Source organism: Povalibacter uvarum (genome assembly GCF_014202975.1).
GTDB classification, from domain to species: domain Bacteria; phylum Pseudomonadota; class Gammaproteobacteria; order Steroidobacterales; family Steroidobacteraceae; genus Steroidobacter; species Steroidobacter uvarum.
Window position 1 is genome coordinate 64,632 of record NZ_JACHHZ010000008.1, and the last position, 17,768, is coordinate 82,399.

The 17,768-nt window shown below is 63.2% G+C and carries 13 protein-coding genes; 8 read left to right on the plus strand and 5 right to left on the minus strand.

From position 1 onward, the window contains the following. Nucleotides 1-73: 73 nt before the first annotated feature. Complete coding sequence (locus HNQ60_RS26790; RefSeq protein ID WP_184335891.1) at nucleotides 74-1,360, minus strand: LVIVD repeat-containing protein; 1,287 nt, start codon at nucleotides 1,358-1,360, stop codon at nucleotides 74-76. A 175-nt stretch (nucleotides 1,361-1,535) separates the two neighbouring features. Here HNQ60_RS26790 and HNQ60_RS26795 point away from each other — a divergent pair, with 175 nt between their 5' ends. After that, nucleotides 1,536-3,128, plus strand: coding sequence for a carboxylesterase/lipase family protein (locus tag HNQ60_RS26795; protein WP_184335892.1), 1,593 nt, complete (start codon nucleotides 1,536-1,538; stop codon nucleotides 3,126-3,128). A gap of 10 nt (nucleotides 3,129-3,138) precedes the next feature. On the opposite strand, the gene HNQ60_RS26800 is transcribed toward HNQ60_RS26795, so the two are convergent. Continuing rightward, nucleotides 3,139-4,182, minus strand: a complete 1,044-nt coding sequence (locus HNQ60_RS26800) for an amidohydrolase family protein (protein ID WP_184335893.1) — start codon at nucleotides 4,180-4,182, stop codon at nucleotides 3,139-3,141. Between the two features lie 15 nt (nucleotides 4,183-4,197). Next, a complete protein-coding gene (mhpT, locus tag HNQ60_RS26805; protein WP_184335894.1) occupies nucleotides 4,198-5,442 on the minus strand; it encodes a 3-(3-hydroxy-phenyl)propionate transporter MhpT in 1,245 nt (414 codons plus the stop codon). A gap of 321 nt (nucleotides 5,443-5,763) precedes the next feature. Between mhpT and HNQ60_RS26810 the strand changes: the two genes are divergently transcribed. Then, on the plus strand, nucleotides 5,764-6,723 hold the full coding sequence (locus tag HNQ60_RS26810) for an AraC-like ligand-binding domain-containing protein (RefSeq protein ID WP_184335895.1): 960 nt from the start codon (nucleotides 5,764-5,766) through the stop codon (nucleotides 6,721-6,723). Between the two features lie 5 nt (nucleotides 6,724-6,728). On the opposite strand, the gene HNQ60_RS26815 is transcribed toward HNQ60_RS26810, so the two are convergent. Next, on the minus strand, nucleotides 6,729-7,562 hold the full coding sequence (locus HNQ60_RS26815) for a BKACE family enzyme (protein ID WP_184335896.1): 834 nt from the start codon (nucleotides 7,560-7,562) through the stop codon (nucleotides 6,729-6,731). A 2-nt stretch (nucleotides 7,563-7,564) separates the two neighbouring features. Then, a complete protein-coding gene (locus HNQ60_RS26820) occupies nucleotides 7,565-8,689 on the minus strand; it encodes an FAD-dependent oxidoreductase (protein WP_184335897.1) in 1,125 nt (374 codons plus the stop codon). Nucleotides 8,690-8,837: 148 nt separating this feature from the next. Here HNQ60_RS26820 and HNQ60_RS26825 point away from each other — a divergent pair, with 148 nt between their 5' ends. The 6 genes from HNQ60_RS26825 (at nucleotide 8,838) to HNQ60_RS26850 (ending at nucleotide 17,669) form a co-directional block, all read left to right on the plus strand. Continuing rightward, nucleotides 8,838-9,989, plus strand: coding sequence for an alpha/beta hydrolase family protein (locus HNQ60_RS26825; protein ID WP_221304479.1), 1,152 nt, complete (start codon nucleotides 8,838-8,840; stop codon nucleotides 9,987-9,989). Between the two features lie 8 nt (nucleotides 9,990-9,997). Continuing rightward, complete coding sequence (locus tag HNQ60_RS26830) at nucleotides 9,998-10,300, plus strand: subunit of meta cleavage enzyme (RefSeq protein ID WP_184335898.1); 303 nt, start codon at nucleotides 9,998-10,000, stop codon at nucleotides 10,298-10,300. Then, nucleotides 10,293-11,126, plus strand: coding sequence for a DODA-type extradiol aromatic ring-opening family dioxygenase (locus tag HNQ60_RS26835; RefSeq protein WP_184335899.1), 834 nt, complete (start codon nucleotides 10,293-10,295; stop codon nucleotides 11,124-11,126). The genes HNQ60_RS26830 and HNQ60_RS26835 overlap by 8 nt, the downstream gene beginning before the upstream one ends. Continuing rightward, nucleotides 11,123-11,902, plus strand: a complete 780-nt coding sequence (locus tag HNQ60_RS26840; protein WP_184335900.1) for an alpha/beta fold hydrolase — start codon at nucleotides 11,123-11,125, stop codon at nucleotides 11,900-11,902. Before HNQ60_RS26835 ends, HNQ60_RS26840 begins: the two co-directional genes overlap by 4 nt. 17 nt (nucleotides 11,903-11,919) lie before the next feature. After that, nucleotides 11,920-15,309 carry a glycosyl hydrolase gene (locus HNQ60_RS26845; RefSeq protein WP_184335901.1) on the plus strand — a complete coding sequence of 1,130 codons (3,390 nt, stop codon included), beginning with the start codon at nucleotides 11,920-11,922 and terminating at the stop codon, nucleotides 15,307-15,309. A gap of 173 nt (nucleotides 15,310-15,482) precedes the next feature. Then, complete coding sequence (locus tag HNQ60_RS26850; protein WP_184335902.1) at nucleotides 15,483-17,669, plus strand: DUF5916 domain-containing protein; 2,187 nt, start codon at nucleotides 15,483-15,485, stop codon at nucleotides 17,667-17,669. Nucleotides 17,670-17,768 lie beyond the last annotated feature (99 nt).

The following is a 17,768-nucleotide window of genomic DNA, read 5'->3' on the forward strand; positions in this document are numbered from 1 at the left end:
CGTCATCCCCGCGAAAGCGGGGATCCATCTTGCGGAAAGGCATGGACTCCCGCCTGCGCGGGAGTGACGAGCCCTAGTTCTTAGTCGCGCCCGTATACCTGACGATCCAGATCCCACCCTCTGATCCATTCGTCATGTAGGCGTACCCACGGGTGTCGACGAGCACGTCTTCCACACCGCGATGGCCCTTGTCCCAATCTGGGATCGGCGGCACGAAGTACGCAACCTCCGTGGGAAACAGCGGATTCGAAATGTCGTAGACCCTCAACCCGGCGAGGAAGTACGTCGCGAACATCCGATTCACCGGCTTCTCCGTGACCGGCAGGTGCGTTTCAGCATTCACGTTGTGCAACCCGAAACGTCCCTTCAGATCGCAGAACGTTTTGTACGCGGCACCGGGCGGAGCTGAAGGCCTGCCAAAGCGTGCGACCAGCAGCGGATTCGCGGGATCGCGGTTGTTGATGATCCCGGCCTGCGCCAGCGTTTCGCTCTCGCAGCCAGGCTTCTCTGGCTCGGTCGAGAAGAATACATAGTCGTTCGGCAACCGCAGCGCCGTGTGCATCGACGGCGGACCCACCTGCGTGAGCGGACTGAAGTCGATCCTGCCGATGATCTTCGGATTCGCTGGATCGCGCACATCGAGATTCACGATTCCCGGCGCATAGGCCAGTGTCATCATCGTGCCGTCGCGATTCAGTGCGGGTGCGCCGTGGAAAGCCATCGGGATGCGTTCGACACCGTCGTTGTCGCGCTGACCCGGCCACCACCAGCGACCCACTTCGGTTGGGTGCCGCGGATCGCTGACATCAAGGGTGAGCAGGATCGACTGTCCCTGATAGCCGTCAACGAAGGCAGCGAGGTACGCATACTTGCCGCCGAAGTAGCCGTTGCGATGCGTGCCCCAGCCGCGCGCGGCAAAGCCGGAAAGCTTCTGCGGATTCAACGGATCCTTGATGTCCCACAGCGTCACCAGATCCATATCCTGCGGAGGCTGTCGAAACGGGCGTGGCGTGCCGCGATCGGTGAACGGCAGTTGTGCGCCGAGCAGCAGCAAGTCACCAGACGACGTTATCTGAGCGCTGCCCCGCTCCGATTCGATCACCTTCGCGATTGCGGGCTTGGCCGGATCGGTAACGTCGATGACATGAAAGCCGCCCGGATTTGTCGTTCCGACGAACAGATACCAGCGATCCGCGTCCGTGCGTTTCATCGTCAGCTTGAAGCCGCGCTGCGCTTTCAGGTTCACGTACGAAACCGGGCGCACATCCTTTGCCTGCCAGCCGGGCGGAATCGCATCGGCACCGGAGGCCGCAGCGACGACGGCGAAGAGAAGCGCAATGAATCCTGCAACCATTCGCATCTTTGCCAATTCCCAGGTGAAGAACGACTGTGGATTGTGCGGGCAGGAACTGCCCGCAGTTGACCAGCGTACTGTTGAAACTTGACTGGCTGCGCGGCCGCCTCCGAGGCAACTCATTGCGAGACCTAGACTGCACATCCGAGTACGTATCAACGCCATCATCGGACGGGATGACATGACAATTCGTGCAGCGTGCCTGGTCGGGATTCTCGTGTTAGCCGCCAACGGCGCGCCGCTCTTGGCGGCTTCGCCCACGGCTCCTTTCGTCGGGACGAAAGCGGGCACGCTGCGGGGAGTGCGCGAAGACGCCGTTGATGTGTTTCGAGGTGTGCCGTATGCCGAGGCACCTGTCGGTGCACTGCGCTGGCGTGCGCCCGTGGCCGCAAAGTCCTGGTCCGGCGTCCGCCCCGCCATCGAGTATGGCGCGAGTTGCTACCAGGAATGGCCGGCGCGTACGTTCGGCCCGTACACATCCGAATTCGTGGACACGCCGCGGCCCAGCGAAGACTGCCTCTACCTCAACGTGTGGTCTCCAGCGCAAAGGACCGCAAAGGTACCTGTCATGGTGTGGATCCACGGCGGCGGATTCTCCGGCGGCTCCGGAGCCCTGTCGATTTATGACGGCACGCACCTGGCGTCGCAAGGCATCATGGTCGTCACGATCAATTACCGAGTGGGACCTTTCGGATTCCTTGCACATCCCGAACTGACGCGCGAAGCCCGTGGGACCGCGGCCGGCAACTATGGTCTGCAGGACATGATCGCAGCGTTGCGCTGGGTACAGGACAACGCAGCAGCATTCGGTGGCGACGCGGCGAACGTCACGATCATGGGGCAATCGGCAGGTGCGATGGCTGTGAATGCTCTTGTTGCCTCTCCGCAAGCGAAGGGCTTGTTTGCGAGAGCGATCGCCCAGAGCGGTTCGGGCATGGGCATCCCCGCGATTCCGCTTGCGGAAGCTGAGAACAACGGGGAGCGCCTCTTCAAAGCGACTGGTGCTGCCACGCTGACGGAACTCCGCGCACTTCCGCCTGAGAAGATTCAATCGGCCAATCCGTTCTACTTCGGGTCCCCTCCGCCTGGCACTCCGCCGCGCATCGAGCTGCGCCCCGTACTCGATGGTGGCGTGCTGCCGGCGGACTACTCTCAACCGGGCGCGCCGGTGGCGTCGGCGGTACCGATCATCACGGGGTTCAATGCAGACGAGTTCATGCCGTCGAACGAGGTCACCGCAGCCGAGTTTCAGCAATCCGTGCGTGCACGTTACGGCGCTGATGCCGATCGACTGCTCTCGTTGTATCCGCACGCAACGAACGAAGAGGCTGCGCAATCCGCGCGAGCGCTGGTGCGAGATGTCTACATGACGGCCACCTACCGCTGGGCCGTTGAGCACAGTCGCATCGGCGGACGACCTGTGTATGCGTACCTGTTCACGCATCCTTCTCCCGTCGCGAAGCCTCCGGGCTTCGGTACCTTTCACTCGTCCGAGATTCCGTACCTGTTCGGCGTGCTCGATCGCAACCACCGCCCCTACGACGACAGGGATGAGCAGATCGCAAAGCAGCTGCAGTCGTACTGGCTCAGCTTCATTCGTACCGGCGACCCGAACGGCGGGCCGGGAGCCCGCTGGAATCCGGTCGATCGAAACGTGGTCCAGGTGATGGGACTCGGCGACGATGCCGGCCCGCGCCCGCCGGTGTCATCGAATCAACGATTTCAGGCGCTGATGACCTACGCGGATTCCGGCGGGCGGCTGTCGATCCGTTAGCGCGGTCCGTTCAGCCTCTGATGCGCGCAAAAAGCGTCTCGGCTGTACCGCTAGAGATCGCCGCCAGATCGCCAGCACTCAGCGCCAGGCCCTGGAGCCTCGCCTGCGTCGCCTCGATCGGCACGAGTGGAAAATCGCTGCCAAACATCACCTGTGTCGCTGGCACGAGACTCAGCAGTGCAGCCATCGCAGGTTGGTTCGCCGAATTGGCGATCTCGTAGTACAGGCGCCGCAGCTCTGCTTCCACGCCGTCCGGCACAGCTGCGGTGAGCTGCGGCACGCTCGTACTCAACTGCGCAATGCGACCGGCCAGCATCGGAATGGTGCCGCCGGCGTGTGAGAAGATGAAACGAATACCACGGTGTCGTACGAGCTGACCGGAGAACATCAGGCTCGTGATCGTCCGGTTCGTGTCCTGCGTGAACTCGGTGAGGAATGGCGGCACGTAAGTCATCAGCTTCGAGCAGCATTCCGGAGAGCCGGGGTGGACGTAGACAACAGCGCCGCGGCGATCGAGCTCCTGCATCACCGGCTCAAAAAATGGATCGCCGAGCCAGCGATCACCATAGCTCGTCATGAGCACGATTCCGTCCGCGTGAAGCTGATCGAAAGCATGCTCGATTTCGCGCAGGCTCCCTTCGATGTCCGGCAGCGGCAGCGCGGCGAAGAAGCCGAAGCGCTTCGGATGCCGTTGCCGCAGCTGCGCGGCATACAGGCTCGTTTCACGCGACAGGCGCCTGCCCTGCACTACATCACCAAACCACACACCCGGCGCCGAGATCGAGAGAATCGCGGTCGCAACGCCAGTCTGGTCCATTCGCTCGAGCGCCCGCTGCTCCGACCAGCCCAGCCAGTTGGGCACGATCCGGCCGCCGCCCTGTCGTGAGATGTGCTCCTTGACCTCCTCGAACCAGAACGGCGGAATGAAATGGTGATGGACATCCACGAGCGCAGGGGCACTCGCGGCAGCGTAGGCCGGTGCCAGGCCGTAGCACGCGCCCGCCGCCGCGAGGCTGCCCAACAGTGTCCGTCGAGTCAGTGTGTCCGTCTTCATGGCTTCTTCTGGTGATCAGGCGGCCGACTCGTTTCGGGTCTGGGGCGCGTTCTGGGCTATATCGGGTTCGGTTCGCTGCCGCGTCAAGGCGAAGACAGCGGCACCGCCAAGAGCAACGAACGGGATGATGCCAACGAGCACTGCCGAGCTCGCCGCGCCGAGCGCCAGCAAACCACCTGCGTAGAGCGGCCCTACAACTGATCCAAAGCGGCCAACAGCAACTGCAGCACCCACGCCAGTACTGCGCACCGCTGTGGAATACGACAGGGGCGCGAGCGCGTATACGACGAGCTGTCCGCCGATGATCGTCGCGCCAGCGAGTGCGCATCCGAACAGCGCGATTTCGACGCTGGTGCCTGAGTACAACAACATCAATGCGACCACGATGCCGAGATAGTTCAGCGTGACCCACAGGCTGCGACGCGGCCCACCACAGGCACGTGCTATGAGGGCTCCGATGAACGAGCCGCTGAGGTTGAAACAGATGGCGGCCCAGCTTGCCGCGGCATGCGAGAAACTCAGCCTGACGAACAACGTCGGCAGCCAGTTCAGCATCAGCAGAAGAATGAGCTGGTTGAAGAAGAACCCGGACCACAATTGCAGCGTCCTGCTGGCGCGACCGTCCGCGAACAGCGCCTGACTCAGGCTCGCGGTGTCAGGTCGCACGGCTCCATCTCCAGAGCGCTCCGCCGACTCACGCAGCAGCGGCATCATGAGCAGCGCGAGCACGACGGGGCCGATACCGCCGACATAGAAGATGACGCGCCAGTCCCAGCCGATCCCGTGGCTCAACGACAGCATGCCCGCAAGAGCGCCACCGAACGGCAGCGCCGCTGTCACAACGGTGACTACGGCAACCCGTCTCCGCGGCTCGACCATCTCGGCGGCCAGAGCGATGAAATTGGGCATGGCACCGCCCAGCCCGAGACCGGTCAGGAATCGCGCGAGCAGCAGGGACTCGACGCTATTGGCGAGCGCCGTTGCACAGGAACACAACCCCATGACCATCAGCGAAGCAATCAGGACCGGCTTTCTGCCGACCCGGTCGGCGACACGCCCGCCAATGATCGCTCCGACGAGAAGGCCGAACGTCGCAGCGCTGAATACCCAGGAAATGGCGCCGGGCGCCAGGCCGAACTCGGGAATGAGGCGCGGCGCCGCAACACCCATCGACTGATTGTCGAAGCCCTCGAACAGCGCTGCCAGCGCGCAGAGCACGAGCGAGCGCAGGTTGCCGTCCTGCACGGGCCGCGATTGCATACTCAACGGCGGCCCTGGCGGAATCGGGCGGGCCTGCCTCGACCATGCGATCTTCGGCTCTGTTCTGAATGGTCTGATCCCGCCATCACTTGCTTGCCCCGCGAGCTGCCACACCGGTGGAATGCACCGATCGTATCCATCCTAGACAACCAGCGACAGGCGGGCTGGTCCCGGCATGCGGCCCGAATTGACCCTGTCAGCGGCAACCGGCGCACAAGAATGTCGACACCGGACCCTCCGGCACGTCTCTTGATAGAGCGACCGGGCGAATGCCGACGCAAACCGATAACCACGGCCGCTGCAGAAATCAGGGGTGACACGGTGCACATCGAGACTTTCTCGTCCGATCAGGTGCCTCAGACCGCGCGCAGCCGTCAGTTCCAGCGGGAAATGGAGCGGCGGTTCTCGCTGGGACTGGTCGTTGAGGCGACTTCCAACGAACCGCTGCGGACGCGAGTGACGGCCTATAGCGGCCGGCGCCTGCGCTTCGCGGAGCTCGAGTTCTCGCCGCATCGCACGCATTGCAGCCAGCCCCGTTGCGACGCACCAGGCCGCCTGCTCATCTCGATCCACCAGGAAGGCAGCGGCCTCGTGTCCCAGTCCGGCCGCAGCCAGCAGATCGACGCGGGTCAGATGTTCGTTCTCGATCCTTCGCGGCCGTTCTCCATTGAAACATCCGCGGTGCGCGCCCGGTCCGTCTATCTCTCCGCCGACTCGGTTCGAGCAGTGTTGCCGCAACTGGAAGAAGTGACGGCGCGCCGGATCGACCTGCGCAACGGACCCGGACGCATCTTCGCCAGCATGGTCGATCAGATGTTTGCGATCGCTCATGAGCTCGACGAGCACGCTACGGATTCACTGGCGGACGCACTTCCTTACATGCTGGTCACTGCGCTGGACGGCGCGGATGCCGCATCGCTCGAATGCAGCTCACGCCTGACGCTGCTGCACAGGCACCGTATCCAGCAGTTCGCAAAGGAGCACCTTCGCGATCCGAGGCTCGACGCGAAGATGATCGCCGAGGGCGTAAGTCTGTCGATCCGCCGCGTCTACGAACTGTTCAATCCCTCCTCTGCGTCACTCATGAAGTGGGTCTGGCACGAACGCCTGGAGCGATGCCGCCGCGATCTCGGCACGTCAGCACTGCGCGCCAGACCGATCGGCGCCATTGCCTTCGCATGGGGGTTCAGTGACATCTGCCACTTCAGCCGGACCTTCAAGCAACGCTACGGAATGACGCCGCGCGAGTGGCGAACGAGCAAGACCGAGCAGTGCGACTGACGCCCTCACGTCCGGTATAGGGCCCCAGCCTCATCGCGTGTTGCCAGCGGACGACCGGTGCACTCGATCATCTGGCGCACATTGGTCACGGATGCAGCGTTGTCCTTCGCGAGCGTGCCATCCGGCGCCATCAGATTGTTCTCGAAACCCACCCGCACATGCCCGCCGAGAGCGATAGCGGCCGCCAGACACAGCGGCTCCGTCCTGCCGAAGGCGCACACAGTCCACGGCCAGTCCATCGGCCAGTCCGCGATGAACGTCAGCAGGTCACGCGGATTCGACAGGCCATTGACCGCGTGTCGTCCGACAACGAACAAGCCGTGCGGGCGATCGACCGCAATGAGCCCGCGCGAATGCAACCGGGTCAATGCGGCGACATCCGCCGCCGTGTAGAGAATGAACTGGATTCCGATCGCCTGCTGTGCGGCCCACGCAAGGAAGCCGGCAGCAGCTGACTCATGAGACTCGTCGGGTATCAGCTCGCGGATCGCCATCGACATGTATCGGGGGACAAGGTTGCGGATCACGGCGACCTGTTGTTCCGCACGATAGAGACCCGCACTTTCCGTGGTGACCTGCACCAGGAGGTCATCGCCTACGCGGGCACGAATTGCCGCGATCGCTTCTCGGTACAACTCCGGATCAAGGCTATGCCGCCCTTGCGCGTCGCGAACATGCAGATGCAACACATGTGCACCGGCCTCGACGATCTGGGCTGCCTCATCGGCAAGCTCCGCAGCGGTCATCGGCAATCGCGCGTGATCGGCCTTGCCACGACGTGCACCGTTGGGCGCAACACAGATGACGACAGGAGGTGAGCCGGCGTGCATGGACGACATGGTCAGATCGGCTCCGCGAGTGCGCGAAGCGATTCCTCCACGAGTGCCGTCTGCTCCCCCACTGAGCCTCCTCGTTTCTCCACGCGGCCGATTTCCAGCGAGTTTCTGACGACCAGCCCGCATCGCCCGAACCGTCGACGCATGAAAGCATCGCATGCCTTCTCGATCGACTCAGCACGCAGAAGCTCCTCACCCAACACCAGCGCGTCCTCGATCGCCATGCCGGCGCCCGATGCAAGCTGGGGGCTCGTCGGGTGAGCGGCGTCACCGATCAGAAGGGCACGACCCCGGAACCATGGTGCATCGAGAACCAGCGCATCAACCGGTCGAAAAACAATGGACGAGTGAATTCCCAGCGCGGCACGTATCTCGCTCAGAATTCCCCCGTAGCCTTCGAGCAAGCGTGCCAGCTCGCCGTGTGCACCAAACTGCGGGATTCGATCGCGGCGCGGACGCGCTTGCAGCAGAAACAAGTACATCTCGTCCCGCGATACCGGACTCAAACCTACCTTGACCGGTCCCCCGAGAAAGTAGTGGCGACGATCGATGGACGGCGGACGCGGCACGACGACTCGCCACACGCTCTGCCCCGTGTACTCAGGCTTCGGCGCATCGGGAAACAGAAGCTCACGAATGCGCGAGTGAGCGCCGTCGGCACCGATGACGAAGTCATAGTCGCCAGTGCTCCAGTCAGTGAACACGACGTGAACATGCCCGTCACGTTCGGTCATTGCCTCGACACTCAACCCGAGCCGCACATTCACGCCCAGCTCGCGCACACGTCGCGCCAGCAACTCATGCAGCACCGGCCTGAGAATTCCACCGCTGCCCTCGAGACCATCGATCCCTTTGGGCGCCGGCGTCTGCAGTTCCTGCAGCGTCGCTCCGTCCATTCCACAGATGCGGATTCCATGCCCGGTATATCCGAGCTGGCGCACCTCTTCGAGAACACCCAGGGAATGCAAGGCACGCAGCGTCGGCCCCGTGATCGTGATGCCAGTGCCCGCGACTCGCCAGCTGGGATCCCATTCGACGAGATCGACTTTCACGCCGGCACGGGCGAGCACGATTGCCGCTGACATACCGGCAATGCCTGCGCCTGTGATCAGAACCGATGCAGCAATCATGTCGTCTTGTGCCGCGCAGGCTGTCGGGCAGTCAACGCGACACATTCAGTTACGCAGGTTCAGTCAAGAGTGGGTGCAGGAGCAATCCAATCGGCCTGCGCGGTGTGGCTAGCATGTCCTCTCCTGCCCAGAGCGACCAGGTGGCCGCGTGCCCGACGCAACGATCGATCCCTCCGTCCAAGGACGGCCGAAAACGCTGGACGAAGCCAAGGCGTGGATGAAGTCGCGGCTTGCCGCACGCACGCACCCGATGAACAACATCGAACCTGTCGAAGGCAATCGACTGATCGATCAGCTCAAGGGCCTCGATGGCGAATCCTGGGCTGCCGTGTGGGGAACTGCCGCCGATGGAGTGATGAATGAAGCGCGGCAGGCCGAGCGCAATGGCGACGCCGCTGCCGTGAGCGCTCTATATCAACGCGCAAGCGGACTGTATTTCATGGGGCGATTCCCCTGCCCCAATCATCCCGCCAAGGAGCGATGCGCCGTGGCGGAACGCGAAGCGTACATCGCAGCGTCGCGCCATTGGCCTCATCCGGTCGAGCCCGTCATCGTTCCCTTTGCAGGTCGCAAGGGTGAAGGGAACCGGGTCACCGGCTATCTGCGCCGTCCCCACGACGTTCCGAAGCCGCGAGTCGTGGTGATGTGGGGCGGCGTCGACGCATGGAAGGAGCAGATGACGGCTATCAGCGATGCCTTCCTCGCACGGGGACTCGCGACCATCGCAATGGACAACGCCGGCACCGGCGAATCACCCGTAAAGGGCGTCGTCGATGCCGACCGAAGCTTCGTAGCCATGTTCGATTGGGCCGCGGCACAACGCGATCTCGACGCGGATCGCGTGGCGTGCCTGGGCAGATCGTTCGGCGGCTACTGGGCAACCCGACTCGCCCATCTGCACCCCGACCGCATCGCCGGTGCCGTCAACTGGGGCGGCGGTGCCCACTTCATGTTTCAGCGCGAGTGGATCGAGGCCTCGAGGTATCCCGACAGCTATCTCATGGACCTCGTCGAAACGCGCTCGCGGATGCTGGGCGCCTCGACCGACGAGGAATACATCGCGTTCTTCGAGCGCCTCTCCCTGCTGGACCAGGGATTGCTCGATCGTCCCTGCGCGCCTCTGTTGCTGGTCAATGGCAAGGATGACCGGCAGTGCCCGATCGCGGACATGCATCTGCTCATGGAGCGCGGCAGCCCGAAATCAGTCCGGCTGTTCCCGGGCGGCCACATGGGCCTGACGCCGCAAACGCTGCCGACGATCGTGGACTGGCTCGTCGCCCGCGCGCACAACCAGAGCTGAAGCAAACCATGCGCAACTGGCAGCAAGACATCCCGACGATTCAGGCGTACTGGATCGATCGTGTCCTGTTCGACGTTCACCACAAGGAAGGCCACCTCCAGCGCTACAACGCCAGCCCCGATGCGTATCTGTCCGCGATCCCGTTGAGCGCGGAGATCAAGGCACTCATTCGCGACAACGCGGTGGGCGCGCTGTATCTCGCCGGTGCCAACCCCTACCTGCTGCGTGCGCATTGCCTGGGACTGCACATGCCCGACGCCGAGTTCGTTGCCTCGTTGCGCGCCGTCGCCGGAGAAGCACGCCGTGGCTGATCTCGTCGGTGTCTTCGCAGCCAGCCATACGCCGGTCATGCTCAACTTCCCGGACGCGGTCGAGGAAGCTGACCGCAGCGCCGTCTACGACGAGTTCCGCAAGCTCGGGGCGGCGCTGGCGGCCACCAAGCCACAAACCGTGATCGTGATCTCCGACGATCACCTGCATAACTTCTTTCTCGACAACCTTCCAGCGTTCTGTATCGGTGCCGCGGACAGCTATGCATCGCCGGCCGAGCATTGGCTCGCTGTCGATCGCCACGCCTTGCGCGGTGACAGCGCCCTCTCCGCACACGTGCTCGGCGAAGCGCTTGAAGCAGGTTTCGATCCAGCGTTCTCCATGCAGCTCACTCTCGATCACGGAGTGCTCACGCCGCTCGTGCTCGCAGGCCTTTCGCGACAGGTCGCGATCGTTCCCATCCTGGTCAATTGCGTGCAGCCGCCGCTGCCGACCATGGCGCGCTGCCTGCAATGGGGACGATTCCTCTCTACCGCGATCCGCAGCTATCGCGGCTGCGAGCGTGTAGCGATTCTCGCAACCGGCGGTATCAGTCACGACGTCGCGACGCCGCGCATGGGAATGATCAACGAAGCGTTCGATCGCGAATTCCTGCGCCTGCTCGAGCTCGACGACAGTGAGCAACTCCTCAGGTTCGCTACCGACCACGTCAACGAGGCCGGCAACGGTGCCGAGGAGATCCGGAACTGGCTGATGGCACACGGTGCTGCCGCCGGGCACCGCTTCGAACTGCAGTTCTATCGGCCGCTGCACAAGTGGTACACGGGCATTGGGATGGCGCGCTGGCACACGGGCGACGCATCGTGAGTGACCCGATCACGTCGTGGCACGACATCGGTCCACGCTCCGCGCCCGTCGTCGTACTCCTGCACGCCATTGCGACGGACAGCGACCTGTGGGCGTCGCAAATTCCCGTGTGGTCGCAGCGATTCCGTCTGCTCGCGGTCGATCTGCCTGGTCACGGGGCGAGTAAACCCCGGCCGCATATCAACTCCGTCGAGGCCTACGCCGATGCGCTTGCGCAACTGCTGCTGCGCGAATCGATTCAGACCGCCTCAATCGTGGGCCTGTCGCTGGGAGGCATGATCGCTCAGGCATTCGCCCTGTCGTTCCCGGAGCGCGTTCGTTCGCTGGTATTGAGCAACACTTCCGCGCGCACTCCGCCGGCGATGCAGGACATCTGGTCGAAGCGCATGCAGCAGGCCGTTCAGCACGGGATGGAGCACCAGGTTGCGCCAACGATCGAGCGCTGGTTTACGCCGCGATTCACCGAACGTGCTCCACTGCATGTCGCGCGCATCGCCAGGATGATTCGCAGCACATCTCTGGAAGGCTACGTGGCGGCGATCGAGGCGATTCAACGACTCGACCTGCTGGATCGACTTCCGGAGCTGTCGATGCCTGCCCTGGTCATCACGGGACGCCTTGACCCCGCGGCAACACCACAGATCGCAGAAACGATCGCGGGCAAGCTGCCCGACTCGAGGCTAACAGTGATCGAGGATGCCGCCCATCTTTCCAACATCGAGCAGCCCGGGGCGTTCGTGGAATCAGTAGGCGCCTTCCTCGAACAGACACGCTAGTTCGACACGAGGACGACATGAGCTTCGCTTCGCGCATTCTGTTCTTCGCCGCGCTGCTTCCTCCTGCGTTCGCGGCAGAGACTCCTCGGACACCGACTCCCGCCGCATCGACGTCAGCGGCTGGCGAGCTCGAGTCCGGCTTTCGCAATCCTCCCGCAGCCGCGCGACCACGCGTCTGGTGGCACTGGATGAACGGGAATGTCACCAAGGAAGGTATCACCGAAGATCTGCGCTGGATGAAAAGCGTCGGGATCGGCGGCCTGCAGAATTTCGATGCGTCGCTGGGAACACCGCAAGTCGTCGAGAAGCGGCTGGCCTTCATGACGCCGGAATGGCAGGACGCATTCCGGCACGCCGCTTCGCTGTCACGGGAGCTCGATCTCGAGCTCGCAATCGCGACCTCCGCAGGCTGGAGTCAGACGGGCGGCCCCTGGGTTGCGCCTGAGCAGGCGATGAAGAAGGTTGTCTGGAGCACCGCGATTCTCGAAGGAGGTCAGCGTCGACAATCCCCTCTGCCTCTACCGCCGAACGTCGCCGGTCCTTACCAGGATATACCGTACCCATCGCGCACCTCCGCACCTGCGCCGCCCTTCTACGTCGACACTCACGTCATCGCCTTTCCCGCGCCTCCCGATGACGGCAGCGAGAATGCATTGACTCCACGTGTCCACACTCGCTCGGGAGTGCTGGATCGGAGCCTCCTCGCTGACGGCAGTCTCGCGAACACGGTGACTGTGTCAGTCGCCGATGCGACAAGTGGCATCACCTTCGACTATCCGCAGCCGACGCGAATCGCCGCGATCACCGTTGCCGTGCCTGTTCGACATGGATTTGGAGCGCCGCCTCAGTTCTCCGCCACGTTGGAGGCGAGCGATGACGGAACGACCTATCGCCGCGTCGCCGACGTCCCACCCTCACGCGCGGATCAACGCACGATCGCTTTCCCTGCGGTCACCGCACGATCGTTCCGCGTTTCGTTCAGAGCGGGCGACCCTTTCTCAAGACCGATCGGCGATGGCGTCGTGCCCATGCAGTTTCCGCCGGTGCCCGCCTCGATCGACATCGCCGAGCTCGCTCTGCACCAGCGCATGCGAGTCAACCAATTCGTCGAGAAGGCGGGCTTCGCTGCTGCGAACGACTACTACGCGATCGCAACACCTCAGGCTCCGTCGGGATCCATCGTAAAGAGCAAGGACATCATCGATCTCACGCGCAAGCTCGGTCGCGACGGCGTTCTCGACTGGACCCCGCCGCGAGGTCGATGGATCGTGCTGCGCTTCGGCTATGGCCTCACTGGACACATGAACGGACCCGCCACCGAGGAGGCGACGGGCCTGGAAGTCGACAAGCTGAATCGGCAGCACGTCCGCGGTTACATCGATCGCTACCTGGACATGTACACGAAGGCCGTCGGTATCGATCTGGTCGGCACGCAGGGCCTTCGAGCGTTGCTGAGCGACAGCTATGAAGCGGGCGCGCAGAACTGGACCGAGCACATGCCCGAAGAGTTCGAGCGACGGCGTGGCTACGATGCCCGTCGCTGGCTGCCATCGCTTGCCGGGTGGGTCATCGACAGCTCCGTCGCGAGCGATCGATTTCTCTGGGACTATCGACGCACGATCACTGATCTGCTCGCGGACGCTCACTACGGCGAGATCGCATCAGTCGCTCGCGAGCGCGGCCTGCTGCTGTATGGCGAAGCACTCGAGGATCAACGGCCGGCTCTCGGAGACGACATGGCGATGCGGCGTCACGCCGACATTCCCATGGCCGCAATGTGGATGTACCCGGGAAGGCCCGGACCGAATCCGACTTACGTTGCCGACCATCGCGGCGCCGCTTCGGTGGCCCACGTCTACGGCCAGAACGTCGCTGCCGCCGAATCGCTGACGTCCTTCGGATATCCATGGGCGTTCGCGCCGCGCGATCTGCAGCCCGTCGCTGATCTGCAGTTCGCGCTGGGCATCAATCGGATCGTCGTTCATACATCCGTGCATCAACCGCTCTCCGACAAGCGTCCCGGCATGTCCCTGCGTCCGCTGCTGGGACAGTATTTCGGACGCACGGAGACGTGGGCGAAGCACGCGCAGCCGTGGATTGACTACCTCGCACGCAGTTCGTTCCTGCTGCAGCAGGGAACGTACGCAGCCGATGTTGCGTACTTCTATGGGCAAGAAGCGCCGATCACCGGACTCTATGGCCTTCCCGCCTCGGAACCGCAACCCGCTGATCAACCCACAGGCTATGCGTTCGACTTCGTCAACGACGATGTAGTGCTGAACCAGTTCTCGGTCGATCGCGGTGATCTCACGACGCCGGGCGGAATGCGATATCGCATCCTCTATCTTGGAGGCACCAGCGAGCGGATGACATTGGCTGTCGTGCGAAGGCTCGAACAACTCGTGCGAGCGGGCGCTACTGTCGTCGGCACGCCGCCCCGTGAATCGCCGAGCCTCGCTGATGATCCATCGCAATTCGCTTCCGCCGTAGCAATCCTTTGGGGAGATGATGTCGGCGCAGGAACAGTTCGCGTCCTCGGCAAGGGACGAATCATGCGCGCAGCAACACCGGCGCTTGCATTGGAACAGCTCGGAGTGTCGAAGGACTTCGAGCTTCGCGGCAAGGCAGCCACCGGCGATGTCATGTTCCTGCACCGGCGGCTTGCCGACGGACACGCGTATTTCCTCAGCAATCGAACCGATCGGATTCTGTCGGGCGATGCCGTCTTCCGGGTCGACAACAGGCTTCCCGAACTGTGGGACGCGGAATCGGGAAAGATTTCGCCGCTCTCCTATCGGCTGGAGAATGGCCGCACGATAGTTCCCCTCGAACTGCAAGCGCACCGTTCTGCCTTCGTCGTGTTTCGCACGCCGGCGAAGGCCCGCTCGTGGACTGCTCCTTCGATGAAAGACGCGACGCTCCAGCCGCTCGACGGCGAGTGGAACGTCGAGTTTCCCGCCGCCCACACCCGACTGACTTTGCCCTCTCTCGCGAACTGGGCTGTGAATGACGATCCGAAGGTGCGCTACTACTCTGGAAGTGCCTTCTACCGAAAGACATTCAACCTCGCCGCTCGTTCGCAAGCTGGCGGCGAACGCGTGATCCTCGACCTGGGCGATGTCCGCGAACTCGCCGTCGTGACTGTCAACGGCCAGACGCTTCAGACCTTGTGGCGGCCTCCGTTCCGCGTCGACATCACCGATGCGCTCATTGCCGGCAAGAACGAAATGACGGTCGAAGTCGTCAACCTCTGGGTCAATCGCCTGATCGGCGATGCGCAGCCCGGCGCGAGTCCGCGGACTTTCACGACCGGTCCCACCTACCTGCCGGGTGCTCCACTGCGTCCCTCCGGCCTGCTTGGACCTGTGCGACTGCTCAGTACTGGAGCAGTCGAAGGTGGCGGCTAGCGCGAGATCCAGCCGCCCGCGCTCCAGGGCCACGCCGATTTGTCGCATTCGGCGCTGCAGTTCGTTCCATCAACCAGAGACAGCCGGTCAGCCGACCGCACCTGTGCCTGGCGACGGCCCGCGGGATGGCGTGCGTTGCAGCGCAAACTTCATCGTCGCCATGGAGACCCGAGTTGTTCATTCTTGCCGCAGCGTTGCTCGTGTTCCTCGCCTTGTGCGCCGAGGCGAACGCACAGACTGCGCCCCTGGAGAAATCCTTCACCGCGGGCAGGACGTCCCAGGCACCCACCATTGACGGCCGTATCGACGAGATCGAGTGGAAGGACGCGGCCACTGTCGACGGCTTCCATACGCTGTTGCCCGTCGAGTTTGCAGTTCCGGCCGAGCGGACAGTCGTCAAGGTCATGTACGACTCGGATGCGCTTTACGTCGGCGCATTCCTCTACAACCGCGATCCTCGCCAGATCAGCGCCCGGGTGATGAAGCAAGGCGATGCGCTGCTCGCCGACGACCGCTTCTCGGTGGTCATCGACACGTTCCATGACCGGCGCAACGGCTATCTTTTCATGGTGAACGCCAATGGCGTGCGTCGCCAGGGTCTGTTCCAGAACACCACCAACCTGAACTTCGACTGGAAGGGAATCTGGCAGACACGCTCGAGCAGGACTGAAGACGGCTGGGTCACGGAGATGCGCATTCCGTTCAAGACGCTCGCCTTCGATCCCACCACCGACGAGTGGGGAATCAACTTCGAGCGCGAAGTGCCGGGGCGCAATGAAAGTTATGGCTGGTCGTCGCACAACGCGCAGGTCAACCCAGGAACGGCCGGCAACGTGCGCGGCCTCCAGGGATTGAGTCAGGGCCTGGGGCTCGATGTCGTACCCTCTCTGAGCGCAAGGCGAACTCAGCGCAGCGACGAGGACAACGACGAGTGGCGCCTCGAGCCCTCGCTGGATGTGTTTTACAGGCCGACCCCGACGCTCACGGCAGCGCTCACATTCAACACCGATTTCTCCGCGACCGACGTCGACGATCGCGAAGTCAATCTCACGCGCTTCAGCCTCTTCTTTCCGGAGCGCCGCAGCTTCTTCCTCGAGGGTGCCGACTTCTTCGAGTTCGGACGGCTCGATGCGACCAATGAAGAAGACTCCGCGATCCCCTCCTCTTCGCGCCAGAACGGCCGCCCGTACTTCTCGCGACAGATCGGGCTCGCCGCCGACGGCACACCGGTCGACATCCTGGCGGGAGCCAAGCTGACAGGTCGCGCCGGACGCTGGAACATCGGCGTGCTCGACGTTCAACAGGAAGCGTTCGCTGAAGTCGACTCACGGAACCTCGCTGTCGCGCGCGTTTCTGCAAACATCCTCGAAGAATCCAGTCTCGGCATGATCGCAACGAATGGCGATCCTCGTTCGAACGAAGACAACTCGGTTGCCGGCGTCGACTTCCGGTATCGCAACTCACACCTGCCGGGCAACAACGTCTTCGAAGCGGAAGCCTGGTACCAGATGAGCACGGGGACCCGCGCGACGGAAGACGAAGCGTTCGGTGTTCGCCTGCGGTTGCCCAACACTGTAGGCTGGCGGGCCGGCCTCAGTGTCAAGGAGATCGGAGAGAACTTCTATCCCGCACTTGGTTTCGTCAACCGCCGCGGCATCCGCGACCAGGTCGCCGAAGCCGGCTACGAGTACCGGACCTCCGGCAAATTCCTGCAGTCGATCTACGCCGGCGTGGATGCGCAGCAAGTCGATCGCCTGAGCGGCGACATGGAAAGCAGGCTCGTGGTGCTGCGGCCCCTCGAGATCGAGACCCGCAATGCCGACATCCTCGGCCTGCGCACGTACATGAATACCGAAGTGCTCGCGGAACCCTTCGAGATTGCGCCGGGCGTTTCGATAGCGCCCGGCCGCTACGATTTCGACGAGTACGAGATGTACCTTGAAACCGGCGCGCATCGCGCGCTGGCTCTCGCGCTCACCGCAGCGACCGGCGACTTCTACGACGGCGAGCAGCAACGCGCCGAGGCAGAGATCACCTGGCGGCCAACGCCGCACTTCGCGGCCATCGTCGCGCACGAGATCAACGATATCGACTTGCCTTCCGGCGCATTCATCGCGCGACTCAGCCGAGTGCGCTTCGACATCGTGTTTTCCTCGACGCTTGCGTGGACCAGCTTCGTCCAGTACGACAACGTGTCGGAGCTCATCGGCATCAACAGTCGCCTGCACTGGGTTCCCGAAGCCGGTCGCGAGATGTATCTCGTCTTCAACCAGGGACTGCAGGACTTCGACCGCGACGACCGGTTCCGCTCCGTCCAGTCGGATGTTGTCGGAAAGGTCGGCTATACGTTCAGATTCTGATTGTTTGTCGCGGTGGCAGGCGGCGCCCCGTTGTACCTCTCGAGGATCGCAACCAAGGAGCCGCCATGCGCCATGCCGTGCGCACACTGATCGTGTCCG